Genomic DNA, 15,482 nt, shown 5'->3' with positions numbered 1-15,482 from the left:
CGCTCCGGGTGGTGGATCCTCGGGTCAAGCCCGAGGATGACGACCGGAGAGAGCGTGGCCCACTTTCTCAGACGCGTTCGATGATCGTCGCGGTGCCCATGCCGGCGCCGATGCAGAGCGTGACGAGGGCGGTGTTCAAGTCGCGGCGTTCCAGCTCGTCGAGCACGGTGCCGAGGATCATCGCGCCGGTCGCGCCGAGCGGGTGGCCCATGGCGATGGCGCCGCCGTTGACGTTGATGCGGTCGTGCGGGATGTCGAAGGCTTGGCAGTAGCGCAGCACCACGGCTGCGAAGGCTTCGTTGAGCTCGAAGAGATCGATGTCCGCGAGCGTCATGCCGCTGCGGGCGAGCAGCTTTTCCGTGACGTCGACCGGGCCGGTCAGCATCAGCGCCGGGTCGGAGCCGATATTGGCGAAGGCCTTGATGCGGCCGCGCGCCTTCTTGCCGAGGATGTTGCCACCCTCCTTCGAGCCGAGCAGCACGGCGGCAGCACCGTCGACGATGCCGGAGGAATTGCCGGCATGGTGCACGTAATTGATGCCTTCGATTTCCGGATGCGCCTGGATGGCGACGGCCTCGAAGCCGCCCATCTCGCCGGGCATCTGGAAGGAGGGGTTGAGCGAGGCGAGCGCCTGCATGTCGGTGCCGGGACGCATGTGTTCGTCATGGGCGAGGATCGTCAGGCCGTTGATGTCCTTCACCGGCACGACGGATTTTTGGAAGTAGCCGCTCTGCCATGCGTGTGCGGCGCGCTTCTGGCTCTCGACGGCATAGGCGTCGACGTCGTCGCGGGAAAAGCCGTATTTCGTGGCGATCAGATCGGCCGAAACACCCTGCGGCATGAAATAGGCAGGGAAATTGACCGAAGGATCCATGAACCACGAGCCGCCCGACATGCCGAGGCCGACGCGGGACATGCTCTCCACACCGCCGGCAATGACGATATCGTCGGCGCCCTGCGCGATCTTCGCCGCGCCGAAATTGACGGCGTCGAGGCCCGACGCGCAGAAGCGGGAGATCTGCATGCCGGGTGCCCTTGTCGAATAGCCGGCCTCGAAGGCGGCGGCCTTCGGGATGACCGAGCCCGCATCCATCACCGGATCGACGCAGCCCATGACGATGTCGTCGACCTTGGCGGTATCGAGCCCGTTGCGGTCGCGCACCGCTTCCAGCACCTTGGCGGCGAGGCGGACGGACGGTACTTCGTGCAGCGAGCCGTCCTTCTTGCCCCGCCCGCGCGGCGTGCGCACATGATCGTAGATGAAGACGTCGGTCATTGGTCTCTTCTCCCTAGCGGCGCCGGGCGCCGTCAAACTCGCAATGGGTCGCCTGATTCTTCGAGGCTAGAACGCTTCGGCCGCCAATTCCATCGTCGTGTCGGCGCCGGCCTCGATGCGGGTCTTGCGCAGCGCCGTTTCCGGCATCAGGCGTTCCATGAAGAACTTTGCGGTGATCAGCTTGTTCTTCAAAAAGTCCTCGCGCTCGCCGGCACCTGCCGCAAGGCCGTCCTCGGCAGCCTTGGCGATCTTCGCCCACATGTAGCCGACGACGACGAGGCCGAAGAGGTGCATGTAGTCGGTCGAGCCGGCACCGGCATTGTCGGGCTTGGCCACGGCATTCTGCATGAACCACATGGTTCCGGCCTGGAGGTCGTTCAAGCCCTTCTTGAGGTGCTTGGTGAAGAAGGCGAGTTTTTCGTCGTCGCGGTTCTCCTCGCAGAAATCGCCGATTTCCTTGAAGAGCGCCATGACGGCGCGCCCGCCATTCATGCCGAGCTTGCGGCCAACGAGGTCGAGCGCCTGGATGCCGTTGGCGCCCTCGTAGATCATGGCGATGCGCGCGTCGCGCACATACTGGCTCATGCCGTGTTCTTCGATATAGCCGTGGCCGCCGAAAACCTGCTGGGCCATGACGGCGTGGTCGAAACCCTTGTCGGTGAGCACGCCCTTGAGGATGGGCGTCATCAGGCCGAGGATGTCATCGGCCGCCTGGCGTTCCTTCTCGTCGGCGGAGCGGTGGGCGATGTCGGATTTCAGCGCCGTCCAGAGCGTGAAAGCGCGGCCGCCCTCGGTCCAGGCCTTGATGGTCATCAGCGTGCGGCGGATGTCCGGGTGCACGATGAGCGGATCGGCCTTGCCGTTCGGGTTCTTGACGCCGGAGAGCGAGCGGCCCTGCAGGCGCTCGCGGGCATAGTTGGCGGCATTCTGGTAGGCGATTTCGGCAATCGACAGGCCCTGCAGGCCGACGCCGAGGCGGGCCTCGTTCATCATGACGAACATGGCATTGAGGCCCTTGTTCTCTGCGCCGATCAGGAAGCCGGTCGCCTCGTCATAGTTCATGAGGCAGGTGGCATTGCCGTGGATGCCCATCTTGTGCTCGATCGCGCCGCAGGAGACGCCGTTCTTCGTGCCCGGCGAACCGTCGTCCTTCAGCATGAATTTCGGCACGATGAAGAGCGAAATGCCCTTGGTGCCTTCCGGCGCGCCCTCGATGCGGGCAAGCACCAGGTGCACGATGTTTTCCGACATGTCGTGGTCGCCGGCGGAGATGAAGATCTTCTGGCCCGAGATTTTATAAGAACCGTCGCCCTGCGGCACGGCCTTGGTGCGCAGAAGCCCGAGGTCGGTGCCGCAATGAGGCTCCGTCAGGTTCATCGTGCCGGTCCAGGTGCCTTCCACCATCTTCGGCAGATAGGCGGCCTTCTGCTCGTCGGAGCCATGCACGAGGATCGCGGCAATCGCGCCCTGCGTCAGGCCCGGATACATGGTGAGCGCCATGTTGGCGGACGACATATATTCGCCGACGGCGGTGTGCAGCACATAGGGCAGGCCCTGGCCGCCGAATTCTTCGGGAACCGCAAGGCCGATCCAGCCGCCCTGGCGGTAGAGGTCATAGGCCTGCTTGAAACCCTTCGGCGTTTTCACGGTCGCGTCGTCGTTCCGCATGCAGCCTTCCTGGTCGCCGGAAAGGTTGACCGGGAACAGCACCTCTTCCGCCACCTTCGCGGCCTCGCCGGCAATCGCCTCGACCATGTCCCCCGTCGCGTCGGCAAAGCCCGGCAGGTTGTTGTACCGCTCCAGCGCCAGAACGTCGTTCAGGATGAAAAGCGTGTCATTCACGGGGGCCTTGTAGATCGGCATCTTTCGCGTTCCTCACCTATCCCACGGACATGAGTCCGGTCCTTGGATTGGAATACTATAAAACTTTGACGTTTGCGTAAACGTCAAAACGCAAGGGCCTCGAATTTTTCGCCGGGGAGGGGGGAGCGGAAGGAGGCGCTGCACCGTCGCTGTGCCGCTAGCGGTCGTCTTTGCTCCCAAACGGCATTCTATGAGTAAATCGTTAAAAAATTTCCGGGGTAGTTAACGCCTTGTTTACCACGTTTCATGAATTGTGGCGCTTGAGGGCGTGGGATCGGGAATCACTTCGTTTCCCTCTGTTCCTTCCGGGCGGCAGACCCGGGAGAGACGGGGACGATACTGTTTCCAACGGCTGACGGCAGCGGGCGAAGACCCCGTTCCGAAGTGGAAATAAAATGGCGCAGCCGGGCGGCAGCGCCTCAAGGGTATCTCCCGGCAGGCCGGTTGGCCGCCAAAGTGAGGCAAAAGATGAACGGATCGCGAAACCCGCAACGCCCAGGCGAAAGATCCTCGCTCGATGCGCTCAATCGCACCATCGAAGGGCTCGAAGCCCGTATCGAGGGACTGATGGCGAACGGCCGCGAGGCGCGCGGGCGGACGGACGAGCGGCTCGCGCCGCGCGGCGAAACCGCCCGCTACGAGCCGGCGCGCACCATTCCGCTCCGCGACGATCCGGTCTCCGAGATCATGCAGCGCCAGCGCGCCATCGAAGGCACGCGCGAGCGTGTCGTCCCCCGCATGGAGCGCCGCCCCGTTTCCAGCGATCATTACGCCGCTGCCCAGCAGGCGCACGCTGCCTATGGCACGTCCACCGCCGCACCGGTACGCGCGGAAGGCTCTGTCGAGGACATCGCCAAGGCGCTCGTTTCGCTGCGCCAGGACCTGAAGAAGGACATTGCTGACGGGCTCGAGCGCGAGATGCAGTCGCTGCGCTCGGAAATCCGCGGCATCCGCCAGGTGGCCGAAGGCCGCAATGGCAATGACGACGTGCGCGAGGAACTGCTGCGTCTTTCCACGGGCATCAACCAGCTCGGCCGCCAGTCTGGCCAGACGGACGGGCTGCGCGTCGAGTTCGACGAACTGCGCTCGGTGCTGGACGGCCTTGCCCGCGAGGATTCCGTGCGCCGCATGGAAGACCGCTGGAGCGGTGTCGAGCAGAAGCTCACCATTTTCGACCAGACGCGGGACGACGAGCTGGTGGCGCTTGCCTACCGGCTCGACGAGCTGAAGACCCAGATCGGCGGCCTCAGCGCGACGCCGGCCATCCATGCGCTGGAAGGCAAGCTGGAGACGATCGCCCGCGCCATCGACATGCTGGCCCGCCAGTCCCAGCCGGACGACGGCCGTTTCGTCTCCGCCGTCACCTCGCAGTTCGAGGGGCTGGATTCGCGCCTCGACGAGATCAGCCGGGCGATTGCCGCCGCCGGCCGCATGCAGCAGGCATCCGCCACCGACAATCCGATGATGCAGCGCCTCGAAGGCCGCATCGCCGATCTCGCCGGCCAGCTCGATTTGATCGCCCGCCGCCCGGCCCCGGTGGCGCCGGAGCAGGGCCTCGGCCTGCGCATCGAGGCGCTGGCGAGCCGCATCGAGGAAATGTCGAACGAGCGGGCAGCACTGCGCCTCGAAGAACGCATCGAGCAGCTATCGCTGATGCTGGAGCAGAGCCAGCAGGCCGCGCCCGCCCAGAACCAGGACAACGAAGAGCTCGCCTATTACCTCTCCGACATCTCCCGCAAGATCGACGCGCTGGACCAGGGCAGCGTCACCGGCGAGCTGGCCGAGCGCCTGGACGCACTCGCCCGCCGCATCGACGGCCTCGACGCGCCCGTCGGCAGCCCGTTCCAGGAAGACCGTTTCAACCATATCGAGGGCCGTCTTTCGGCAATCGCCGATCGGCTGGATGCGACCCGCACAGCGCCCGTCGGCGACCATGAGGCGCTGCGCGGCCTGGAAGCCCAGATCGCCCATCTCTCCACGCTGATTAGCACGCCGTCGACGGCTGCCGTGCCGGTCGAGGTCGAGAACCGCCTCGCGACGATCGAGGACTACATGGCGACCAACGACGAATATATCGTCGAAGCCGCCCGCCAGGCCGCAGAAGCGGTGATGGAAGCCTATCGTCATGCCGGCCCGACTGCGGCCGCCTCGACCGACATGGAAGCGATCGCCGGCCTTGCCGACGACCTGCGCATGCTCGAGGAGCTGACCCGCTCCAGCGAGGAGCGCACCGCGCGCACCTTCGATGCCCTGCACGACACGCTGGTGCAGATCGCCGGCCGCCTCGAACATCTCGACGCCCCGCGCGAAAATTTCGGCCGCCGCGAGAGCCCGATGCCGCGCGCCGAAATGCCTGCCATGGCCATGGATATGGACCGCGGCAACGAACGCGCCTCCAGCCAGTACGGTAACGACTACCCTTTTGACGATGACGGCTTCGGCGCCGGCGAGACCCGCACGGCCGAAGTCGTGGAGCCGCGCGAGGAAGAAACCCGCTTCGCCGAGATCGAGATCGAGACGATTCCCGTTCCCGAGCGGCCGGAACCGGTTGAAGCGATCGGGGAAGAGACCGTGGCCCTTGCCGTCGAGCAGCCGGCGGAAGCCCAGAAGAAGGTCGGCCTGCTGGCCGGCCTGAAGCGCCGCTTCAAGCCGGGTCGCAAGGAGGCCGCTCCCGTCGTCGAGCGCCGCCAGATCGACCCGACGCCGTCGATCGACCCCACCGACGAACTGGCGCCGGAAGAGGCGAACCAGCTCCTGGAGCCCGGCTCCGGCGTGCCGGACGTCCGCCGCATTCTGGAGCGCGTGCGCGCCGGCCAGGCCTCGGGCAATCGCACGGCAACGGCCGGCGAGGGCGACCGGGTGGCCGCGCAGATCGCCGCCGCCCGCCGCGCCGCAAAGGTTGCCGCCGAGGAAGCCGACACGATTTCCCGCGTCGCCCCGGCCAAGAAGTCGGACAAGGTCGCCAACGGTGATGCACCTGCCTCCGCCCTTTCGCGCCACCGCCGGCCGATCCTGCTTGCCGTCGGCGCCATTCTGCTGGTGATCATGTCCTATCCGCTGGTCAGCACGCTGGTGACGGGCGACGAAGCCCCGGTCGTCGTCGAGCAGACGGCGATCGACACGAACGAAGCCGCGCCGGTCGATACGGTGACGGGCACGGGCGAAGCCGTGACGGCGAACACCGCCGCCGCACCGGTCGCTGGCGAAGAGGCCGTAACGGAGCCCGCCGGCGACAGCGTCGCGACGGAGCCCACGGGCGACGCTGCCCTGACAGATCCTGCCCCTATCGAGGATGCCGAGGCGCGCGGCCTTGCCGGCACGGACAACGACCTCGTCATCGACGCCCCGACCCATACGTCCGCCACCGGTTCCGACGCATTGACGGCCCCGGCGACGACCGACGACAACGCCACCGCCGGCTTCGAGCCGGTCACGACGCCGGAAGCCGAACCGCTTGCGGACGGCAAGGACACGAGTGCCGTCACCGAGACCGCGCCGGTAGACCAGACCCAGACGGCGGCGATCGTCGTTCCGGAAGCCATCACCCCGGCCTCGCTCTCCAAGGCTGCGACCGAGGGTGATGCGCTGGCGCTGTTCGAGATCGGCGCGCGTTACACGGAAGGCCGCGGCGTCGCGACGGATCTGGCGGAAGCCGCCCGCTGGTACGAGCTGGCCGCAGCCCGCGGCTTCGCGCCGGCCGAATACCGCCTCGCCAACCTCTACGAAAAGGGCCAGGGCGTCGAGCGCGACCTCGCCCGTGCCCGCGAACTTTACGAAATCGCGGCCAACAAGGGCAATGCGAGCGCCATGCACAACCTCGCCGTCCTGCTCGCCACCGGCATCGGCACGGCGCAGCCAGACTTCGACGGCGCCGCAAAGTGGTTCCAGAAGGCATCCGAGCTCGGCGTTCGCGACAGCCAGTTCAACCTCGCGATCCTCTATGCCCGCGGCAACGGCGTGAACCAGGATCTGGAAGAATCCTACAAGTGGTTCGCCATCGCCGCCCGCGACGGCGACAACGATGCGGCGCAGAAGCGCGACGAGGTGGCGAACGCCATGCGCCCGGAGCAGCTTTCCAGCGCCAAGGCGAAGATGGAACTGTGGAAGCCGCAGCCGCTCGACGAAAAGGCCAATTCGGCGGACCTGCCGGATGAATGGGTCGGCAAGCCGACCAAGACCGCCAGCGTCGACATGAAGAAGGCGATCCGCAACATCCAGGCGATCCTCAACAACAACGGCTTCAAGGCCGGCGCACCGGATGGCGAGATGGGCAAGAAGACGGTCGCCGCCATCAAGGCCTTCCAGAAGTCCGTCGGACAGAAGGAAACCGGCGAGATCGACGATGCGCTGGTGACGGAGTTGCTGAAGCGCAACAAGCAGCCGAGCTGATCGGCCGATCGCCGGAGAACCTCGTTCTCCGGCTTTGACCATACCCTGCGGGCATGACAGTCGCCACAGCACCGCGTGTCGTTAATGATACGCAAAGGTCGCTGTGGCATTTTGTATGTGCTGCACGTCTCATCCTTAAATCGGCCCTGATTTGAGGAATTATGCAGTAGAAAAATTACGTGTCGCTCCAAGATGATACGCGTCGCTGAGACGTCTTATCATAGAGGACGGCAACATGACCGATCCTTGTGTGATGCAAGGTGCGACCGGCCGATGGAGGGGGCCTCCCTTCCCGCGGCGCGGCGTTTCCGTGCATCCGCAGCCTGGCCGGACGAGCAAGCTCGGCGGCGGGCAAAACAGGTGAAGCGACTGCTGGATAAATCCGCGCGTGCGGGAAAAATAGTGCCGATCGGGGTATCATTGTGACTGTCTATCTGCCCATCGCAGAGCTCTCGGTGAACATCTTCATCATTCTCGGCATGGGTGCTGCCGTCGGTTTCCTGTCCGGCATGTTCGGCGTCGGGGGCGGCTTCCTCATCACGCCGCTCCTGATCTTCTACAACATTCCCCCGATCGTTGCCGTGGCGACCGGCGCCAACCAGGTCGTCGCCTCGTCGGTATCCGGCGCGCTCTCGCATTTCCGGCGCGGCACGCTCGACATCAAGCTCGGCACCGTGCTGCTTGCCGGCGGCCTCGCGGGCGCCACGGCCGGCATATGGATCTTCTCGATCCTGCGCAGCATGGGCCAGCTCGACCTCGTCATCTCGCTTCTCTACGTGGTCCTGCTCGGCACCGTCGGCACGCTGATGCTGCTCGAAAGCATCCGGGCGCTGCGCCGCGCGGCAAACAACCAGCCCGTCTCGCTGCGCCGCCCCGGCCAGCACAGCTGGGTGCACCGCCTGCCGCTGAAGATGCGCTTCAAGAAATCGAAGATCTATCTCAGCATCATTCCGGTCATAGGCCTCGGCTTCGGCATCGGCATCCTCACCTCCATCATGGGTGTCGGCGGCGGCTTCATCATGGTGCCGGCCATGATCTATCTGCTGCGCATCCCGACAAACGTCGTCGTCGGCACCTCGCTGTTCCAGATCATCTTCGTCACGGCCTATACGACCGTCGTGCAGGCGACGACGAACTATTCGGTCGATATCGTGCTGGCCTTCATCCTGATGGTGGCGGGTGTGATCGGCGCGCAATATGGCGTGCGCGTCGGCCAGAAGCTGCGCGGCGAACAGCTGCGCGCCCTGCTGGCGCTGCTGGTGCTCGCCGTCGGCGCCCGCCTGGCCGTCGATCTCGTCGCGACACCCGCCGATATCTACTCCGTCGTCAGCGAGGGGGTCTATCGATGAGAGCGCTCTTCGCCCTTCTCTTTGCGTTTGGCCTGGCCTTTCCGGCCGCAGCCCAGGTGCTGGAAGACCCGCCGGTGGAATTTCCGGAAAAGCTGGAGATCGGCATCTCGACCGACGAGATCGCGATCTCCTCGGATTTCCGCGGCGCGGACCTCACGATCTTCGGCGCCATCGAAGGCTACGACCCGGCGCTGCTCACCCAGCGCAAATACGATATCGTCGTGGCGCTGGAGGGACCGAAGGACAACAATACGGTGCGCATCAAGGAGCGCATCTTCGGCATCTGGGTCAACCGCCGCTCGATGACCTTCGAGCTCGTGCCGGAATCCTATTCGCTGTCGAGCACGCGCGACGTCGAGACGATCGCCGAACCCGCCATGCTGAACGGTGTGGGCGTCGGCATCCAGCATATCCGTCTGTCGCCGGTCGGCTTCCTCGGCGACGGCAGCAACATCACCGAATTCCGCGAGGCCTTCCGCCGGCTCAAGGAAAGCGGCGGTTTCTATCAGCGCGATCCGGGTGGCGTGCAGTTCATCAGCGCCAGCCTGTTCAAGGCGACGGTGAAGCTGCCGGCGAGCGTGCCGAACGGCACCCATGTCGTGCGCGCCCACCTCTTCCGCGACGGCGTCTTCATCGCCGAGAAGGCGCTGCCGCTGCGCGTGATGAAGACCGGCATCGAGCAGATGATCTCGAACGCCGCCTACAGCAATTCGCTCGCCTACGGCGCCTTCTCCGTTTTCCTCGCCCTCATCACCGGCTGGCTGGCAAGCGTCGTCTTCCGCAAGGATTGATCAGCAGGCGGCTGCGGCCAGCCGCCGTGCTACGGTCGCCTCATAGGCGGCGCGCAGTTCGCCGAAGACGGAGCGGGCCGGCCGCGGCGCGCCGAGATGAATGGCGCGCAACTCTTCCATGAAATCGTCCCATAGCGCGGGACCGCCATCCTCCAGCAGTTCCGCGCGGATCGACAGTTCCTCCGTCACCGGCAGGAAGCGCCGTCCCCAGGCGCCCATCATGGCGAAGACCGGCACCAGCGCGATGCCCATCTCGGTGAGGCTGTAGAGCGATTTCTGCTTGTGGCTCGGATCGTCCGCCTTGCTGATCAGGCCTTCCTCGACCAGCCGGCGCAGCCGGTCCGCCAGGATGTTGGAGGCGATGCCTTCGTCGGATTTCGTCAGCAGTTCGCGAAAGTGGCGGCGATTGCCGAACATCATGTCGCGCAGCACGATCAGGCTCCAGCGGTCGCCCAGGATTTCAAGCGTCAGGTTGATCGGGCAACCCGAGCGGCGGGCATCTTTCATGCGATTCTCCAAAAACTGCTTGCATAGTACAATCAGTTTCGCTATCCATCAACCAGTTGCAAATCGCAACCGGTTAAGTTTCACGCGGCAGATGCCGCAAGGGAGGACGGGAAGATGGCAAAGGTAATCGTCTGGAACCTCGTTACGCTCGACGGCTTCTTCGAGGGCGAGAAGAAATGGGACCTCGACTTCCACAACAGGGCCTGGGGTCCGGAGCTGGAAAAGCTCAGCAGCGAATTCGGCGAAAGCGCCGGCCTGCTCGTCTTCGGCCGTGTGACCTATGAGGGCATGAAGGCCTACTGGACGACGGCGGAAGGCGAGACCGAGGTGAAGACCTATATGAACGCGTTGCCGAAGCTCGTCGCCTCGCGCACCATCACGGCCTCCGACTGGAACAACACGGAGGTCACGACCGACATCGCCGGCGAAATCACCCGGCGCAAGCAGGCGCTCGACAAGACGATCTACGTCTTCGGCAGCGCCGACCTGACGGATTCTCTCCTAGAGGCCGGGCTCGTCGACGAGGTGATGCTGGCGATCGTGCCGGTGCAGCTCGGCAAGGGCACGCCCTTCTTCAAGCAGGGCGGGCGGCGCGACTTCGACCTGATCGAGGCCAAGCCGCTTTCCAACGGCGCGATCCTCGCGCGCTACGCGCCGAGCGCGGCCTGAGACCGATAAACATTTCTTGAAGAGATGTGTTGAAACAAATCAAGCTGTCGACCCCTTCGGTCATTAAGGCGGATCGCGGACGCGCGATCCGCCGTCTCGTTTGCGATCGAACCCAAGGGAAACAGCCATGCGCACGACGTCTCTTCTTGCCGGAACCATGCTCGCCGCCACCCTCCTCGCCGCACCAGCCTTCGCCCAGACGGCGGAAACCGCGGAGGCCAACGCGCCGGACCAGACCCCGGCCTTCGAGAACCAGACCCGCGCGGCCCTTCCCGCCGCGGTGCCGCAGATCAGCGTCGATGTCGTGGCGGAAGGCCTGCCACAGCTCTGGGCGATGGAATTTCTGCCGGACGGCCGCATCCTGGTGACGACGAAGGAAGGCGCCATGCATGTCGTCTCGCAGGAGAACGGCGAGGCGAGCCCGCCGATCGAAGGCGTGCCGGCGGTGATGTCCGAGGGGCAGGGCGGCCTGCTCGACGTGGCGCTGGCGCCGGATTTCGAAAGCTCGAACCGCATCTACTTCTCCTTCGCCGAACCGCGCGACGGCGGCAACGGCACGTCGGTCGCCTCGGCTGAGCTGACCGAGGAGGACGGCAAGCTGGCGCTCAAGGACGTGAAAGTCATCTTCCAGCAGATGCCGACCTATGACGGCGACAAGCATTTTGGCTCGCGACTGGTTTTCGGGCGGGAGGGCCAGCTCTATGTGACGGTCGGCGAGCGTTCGGACCGCGAGACCCGCGTCGGCGCGCAGGATCTCGACAAGGGGTTCGGCAAGGTTTTCCGCATCGATGCGGACGGCAAGGCACTCTCCGACAATCCCTTCGTCGGCACGGACGGCGCGCTGCCGGAAATCTGGAGCTATGGCCATCGCAACCTGCAATCCGCCACGCTGGATGGCCAGGGGCGGCTGTGGACCGTCGAGCACGGGCCGAAGGGCGGCGACGAGCTGAACCGGCCGGAAGCGGGGAAGAACTACGGCTGGCCGAAGGTGACCTACGGCATCGAATATAGCGGCGGCCCGGTGGGCGAGGGCATCACGACGCTGCAAGGCACAGAGCAGCCCGTCTATTACTGGGATCCGGTCATCGGCCCCTCCGGCATGGCCTTCCACGATGGTGATGCCATTCCGGAATGGAAAGGCGCATTCCTCATCGGCGGCCTCGTCAGCCAGGGCCTCGTCGTGCTGCACATGGATGGTGACCGGGTGCGCCACGAGGAGCGCGTGGCCCTCGACGCCCGCATCCGCGATGTCAAGGTCGGACCCGACGGCACGGTCTTCGCCATCACCGAGCAGCGCGGTGGTGGCTCGACGATCCTCAGGCTGGTGAAGGCGAGTTAGCCGATCAGATTGGCAAAGCGCACCGAATAGATGCGGTCGCGGCCCATCATGTGGGCGACGAGGCTTGGCCGGTCGAAGAGGCCGGTCATCGCCTTGTGGCGGAGATCGAGTCCGCCGGTCATGATGCCGAAAGCGGGCATCAGCATGCGCTTGCCATCGGTCGCAAAACAGGGGCGGCGCACCGCCTTTTCGCGGCGGATGACGGTGGCGGCCGGATGCAGGTGTCCGGCGATCTCGCCGGCCGGCGAAATGAGCGACGGCTCGTGGCGGAAGGCGAGGCCGGCATAGTGCAGTTCGTCGGCCGACTGGCCGGGCAGGTCCACGGTGCCATCGGGGTCGTGGTTGCCGTTGATCCAAATCCAGTCTCGCCCGCGCGCGAGCTCCGTTATCTTCGTGCGGAACATTTCCGGCAGGTGGGCGGAGCCGACGCGGTCGTGAAAATTGTCGCCGAGGCTGACGACGATCGCCGGATCGTGCCGGGTGATCACGGCTTCCAGCACCTTCAGCGTCGCCAGCGTATCGTAGGGCGGCAGCAGCATGCCGCGGCGCGCGAAGGCGGCGCCTTTTTCGAGATGCAGGTCGGAGACGACGAGCAGGCGGGTTTCCGGCAGGTAGAGCGCGCCGAGCGGATCGCACACCGCCTCCACGCCGGCAACGACGGTGCGGGCCGAGACGGCGCCGAAATCCTGTATCTCCATCGATGCCAGAGCCAGCCTCTGCATGCGTGCATTAAATCCCTAGATCTGTGTCTCGCCCATCGCCTCGGCGATCAGGTCCTCTGCCGCCTCCGCCAGCAGCGAATCCTGCGCCTCGCCCGCCACCGTTTCCTTGCCGATTTCCAGCATGATCGGCACGGCGAGCGGCGAAATGCGGTCGAGCCGGCGGTGGGTGATGTGGCCCTTGATTCGCACCAGCATATCGCCCAATCGCTGTATATCCAAAAGCCCGGCCGCCGCATCGTTGCGCGTGGCTTCGAGCAGGATGTGGTCCGGCTCGTGGCTGCGCAGCACGTCGTAGATCAGGTCGGCGGAAACGGTGACCTGCCGCCCGGTCTTTTCCTTGCCCGGATGGCGCTGCTCGATAAGGCCGGCAATCACGGCGCAATTGCGGAAGGTGCGCTTCAGCATGAAGCTTTCATCGAGCCAGGCCTCCAGGTCGTCGCCCAGCATGTCCTCGTCGAAGAGGTTTGAAAGCGACGGCCGTTCGATGGCAAAGGTGTAGCCGAGGTCGTCGAGCGCCCAGATGGCGAGCGAATAGTCGGTGGCGACGAAGCCGAGCGGCCGGCGGCCGGCGCGCTCCAGCCGGCGCGTGAGCAGCATGCCGAGCGTCTGGTGCGCCAGCCGCCCCTCGAAGGGATAGGCAACCATGTAGTGGCGGCTGCCGCGCGGAAAGGTCTCGATCAAAAGCTCGTCGCGTTTCGGCAGGGCAGAGACGTCCCGTTGCAACGCCAGCCAGTCACGGACCTGATCGGGAAGCGCGCCCCAACGCTGCGGATCGTCCAGCATGCTGCGCACCTGGTCGGCGAGATAGGTGGAAAGCGGGAATTTCCCGCCCGCATAGGCGGGCACCTTCGCATCGAGCGAGAAGGCTTGGGAGACGAGGCATTCGTTCTCGCGGATCCCTTCGAAGCGCAGCACCTTGCCGGAAAACAGAAACGTATCGCCGGGCGCCAGCATCTCCAGAAAATACTCTTCCACCTTGCCGAGCGCCGCGCCGCCGCGGCCGACCATGCCTTTTGCACCGCGTTTGACCATGCGCACGTTCAGCATCGGCATTTCGACGATCGTGCCGAGGTTCAGGCGATACTGCTGAGCGACCCCAGGGTTGGAGATGCGCCACAATCCGTCCACCGTCTTGCGGATACGGGCATAACGCTCATAGGTCTTCAGCGCATAACCGCCCGTCGCGACGAACTGCACGATGCGGCCGAATTTTTCGCGCGAAAGCTCGGTATAGGGCGAAGCGGAGGTGATCTCGGCAAACAGCGCATCCTCGTCGAAGGGCGCGGCGCAGGCCATGCCGAGCACGTGCTGGGCGAGCACGTCGAGCGCGCCTTGCCCGACCGGCGGCGTATCCTGCGCGCCGAGATAGTTGGCGTCGAGGGCGGCCTGGCACTCCATCACCTCGAAACGGTTGGCGGGAACCAGGATGGCCCGGCTCGGCTCGTCCATGCGGTGGTTGGCGCGGCCGATGCGCTGCGCCAGCCGTGAGGCGCCCTTCGGCGCGCCGACATGGATGACGAGATCGACGTCGCCCCAGTCGATGCCGAGGTCGAGCGTCGAGGTGGCGACGACGGCGCGCAGCCGGTTCTCCGCCATCGCAGCCTCCACCCGGCGGCGCTGGCCGACATCGAGCGAGCCGTGATGCAGCGCGATCGGCAGCGTGTCCTCGTTGATGCTCCAGAGCGCCTGGAAGAGAATTTCCGCCTGGCTGCGCGTGTTGACGAAGAGCAGCGACGTCTGGTGCGCCTTGATCGCCTCATAGACCTCCGGCATGGCATATTTCGCCGAATGGCCGGACCACGGCACGCGCTCCTCGCTCTTCAGGATGGTGATGATCGGCTTAGCGCCGCCGGGTGCCGTAACGAGCCCGGCATGACTTTCCGCGTCCGTCGCCTGCTCGACCAGCCAGCGGCGCAGGTCCATCGGCTCGGCGACGGTGGCCGAAAGCCCGATGGTGCGAAGCCCCGGTGCCAGCCGGCGCAGTCGCGCAAGGCCGAGGGAAAGCAGGTGGCCGCGCTTGGAGGTGACGAGCGAATGCAGCTCGTCGAAGATCACATATTTCAGGTCCTTGAAGAAGCGCTCCGCCTCGCCGTTGGCGATCAGCAGCGCCACCTGCTCGGGCGTGGTCAGCAGGATATCGGGCGGGTTCAGCCGCTGGCGCTGGCGCTTGGCCTGTGGCGTGTCGCCGGTGCGCGTCTCGACCAAAATCGGCAGGCCCATCTCGGAAACCGGCTTCATCAGGTTTCGCTCGATATCGACGGCGAGCGCCTTCAACGGCGAGATATAGAGCGTGTGGATCCCGGTGAAGGCGGAGCCAGGCGGGATTTTTCCGCGCCGCGTAAGATCGGTCAGCGCGGGAAGAAAACCGGCGAGTGTCTTGCCGGCACCGGTCGGCGCGATGAGGAGCAGGCTTTTGCCGGCCGTGGCACGGGCGAGCAGTTCCATCTGGTGCGCGCGCGGCTGCCAGCCCTTGGCCGCGAACCAGTCGGCGAAGGGTTTTGGCAGCAGGGCAAGGCCGGCGGCGGTTTCGCCAGAGGTAGAATCGAAGCTGTTCACGCGTTTAAGCTAGTGACGGCC

At 65.3% G+C, this 15,482-nt stretch carries 10 protein-coding genes; 5 read left to right on the top strand and 5 right to left on the bottom strand.

Annotation, left to right across the window (positions count from 1 at the left end; all coding sequences use genetic code 11):
- Nucleotides 1-67: 67 nt before the first annotated feature.
- Nucleotides 68-1,276, bottom strand: a complete 1,209-nt coding sequence (locus tag VGN93_RS04770) for an acetyl-CoA C-acetyltransferase (RefSeq protein ID WP_327506557.1) — start codon at nt 1,274-1,276, stop codon at nt 68-70.
- Between the two features lie 66 nt (nt 1,277-1,342).
- Nucleotides 1,343-3,139 carry an acyl-CoA dehydrogenase C-terminal domain-containing protein gene (locus VGN93_RS04765; protein ID WP_327506556.1) on the bottom strand — a complete coding sequence of 599 codons (1,797 nt, stop codon included), beginning with the start codon at nt 3,137-3,139 and terminating at the stop codon, nt 1,343-1,345.
- A 468-nt stretch (nt 3,140-3,607) separates the two neighbouring features.
- Here VGN93_RS04765 and VGN93_RS04760 point away from each other — a divergent pair, with 468 nt between their 5' ends.
- The 3 genes from VGN93_RS04760 to VGN93_RS04750 all read left to right on the top strand — a co-directional run bounded on the left by VGN93_RS04760 (nt 3,608) and on the right by VGN93_RS04750 (nt 9,668).
- On the top strand, nt 3,608-7,528 hold the full coding sequence (locus VGN93_RS04760; protein ID WP_327506555.1) for a peptidoglycan-binding protein: 3,921 nt from the start codon (nt 3,608-3,610) through the stop codon (nt 7,526-7,528).
- Between the two features lie 422 nt (nt 7,529-7,950).
- Nucleotides 7,951-8,877, top strand: a complete 927-nt coding sequence (locus VGN93_RS04755) for a sulfite exporter TauE/SafE family protein (RefSeq protein WP_319323865.1) — start codon at nt 7,951-7,953, stop codon at nt 8,875-8,877.
- The gene (locus VGN93_RS04750) at nt 8,874-9,668 is read left to right on the top strand and encodes a TIGR02186 family protein (protein ID WP_319323864.1); all 795 of its coding nucleotides are present in this window, start codon (nt 8,874-8,876) and stop codon (nt 9,666-9,668) included. The genes VGN93_RS04755 and VGN93_RS04750 overlap by 4 nt, the downstream gene beginning before the upstream one ends.
- Here the strand turns inward: VGN93_RS04750 and VGN93_RS04745 are convergent, their stop codons facing one another.
- On the bottom strand, nt 9,669-10,175 hold the full coding sequence (locus tag VGN93_RS04745; RefSeq protein ID WP_319323863.1) for a helix-turn-helix domain-containing protein: 507 nt from the start codon (nt 10,173-10,175) through the stop codon (nt 9,669-9,671). It lies immediately after the preceding gene.
- 114 nt (nt 10,176-10,289) lie between these two features.
- Between VGN93_RS04745 and VGN93_RS04740 the strand changes: the two genes are divergently transcribed.
- Nucleotides 10,290-10,844 (top strand): dihydrofolate reductase family protein, encoded by a 555-nt coding sequence (locus VGN93_RS04740; RefSeq protein ID WP_327506554.1) that lies wholly within the window; start codon nt 10,290-10,292, stop codon nt 10,842-10,844.
- Between the two features lie 127 nt (nt 10,845-10,971).
- The gene (locus VGN93_RS04735) at nt 10,972-12,183 is read left to right on the top strand and encodes a PQQ-dependent sugar dehydrogenase (RefSeq protein WP_327506553.1); all 1,212 of its coding nucleotides are present in this window, start codon (nt 10,972-10,974) and stop codon (nt 12,181-12,183) included.
- Here VGN93_RS04735 and pdeM read toward each other — a convergent pair.
- Complete coding sequence (pdeM, locus tag VGN93_RS04730) at nt 12,180-12,905, bottom strand: ligase-associated DNA damage response endonuclease PdeM (protein ID WP_327506551.1); 726 nt, start codon at nt 12,903-12,905, stop codon at nt 12,180-12,182. The two genes, VGN93_RS04735 and pdeM, sit on opposite strands and share 4 nt — an antisense overlap.
- A gap of 15 nt (nt 12,906-12,920) precedes the next feature.
- Nucleotides 12,921-15,461 carry a ligase-associated DNA damage response DEXH box helicase gene (locus tag VGN93_RS04725; protein WP_327506550.1) on the bottom strand — a complete coding sequence of 847 codons (2,541 nt, stop codon included), beginning with the start codon at nt 15,459-15,461 and terminating at the stop codon, nt 12,921-12,923.
- Nucleotides 15,462-15,482 lie beyond the last annotated feature (21 nt).

Origin of the sequence: Shinella sp. (assembly GCF_035998705.1) — a bacterium.
GTDB lineage: Bacteria > Pseudomonadota > Alphaproteobacteria > Rhizobiales > Rhizobiaceae > Shinella.
This window is presented reverse-complemented; position numbering and strand designations above follow the sequence as displayed.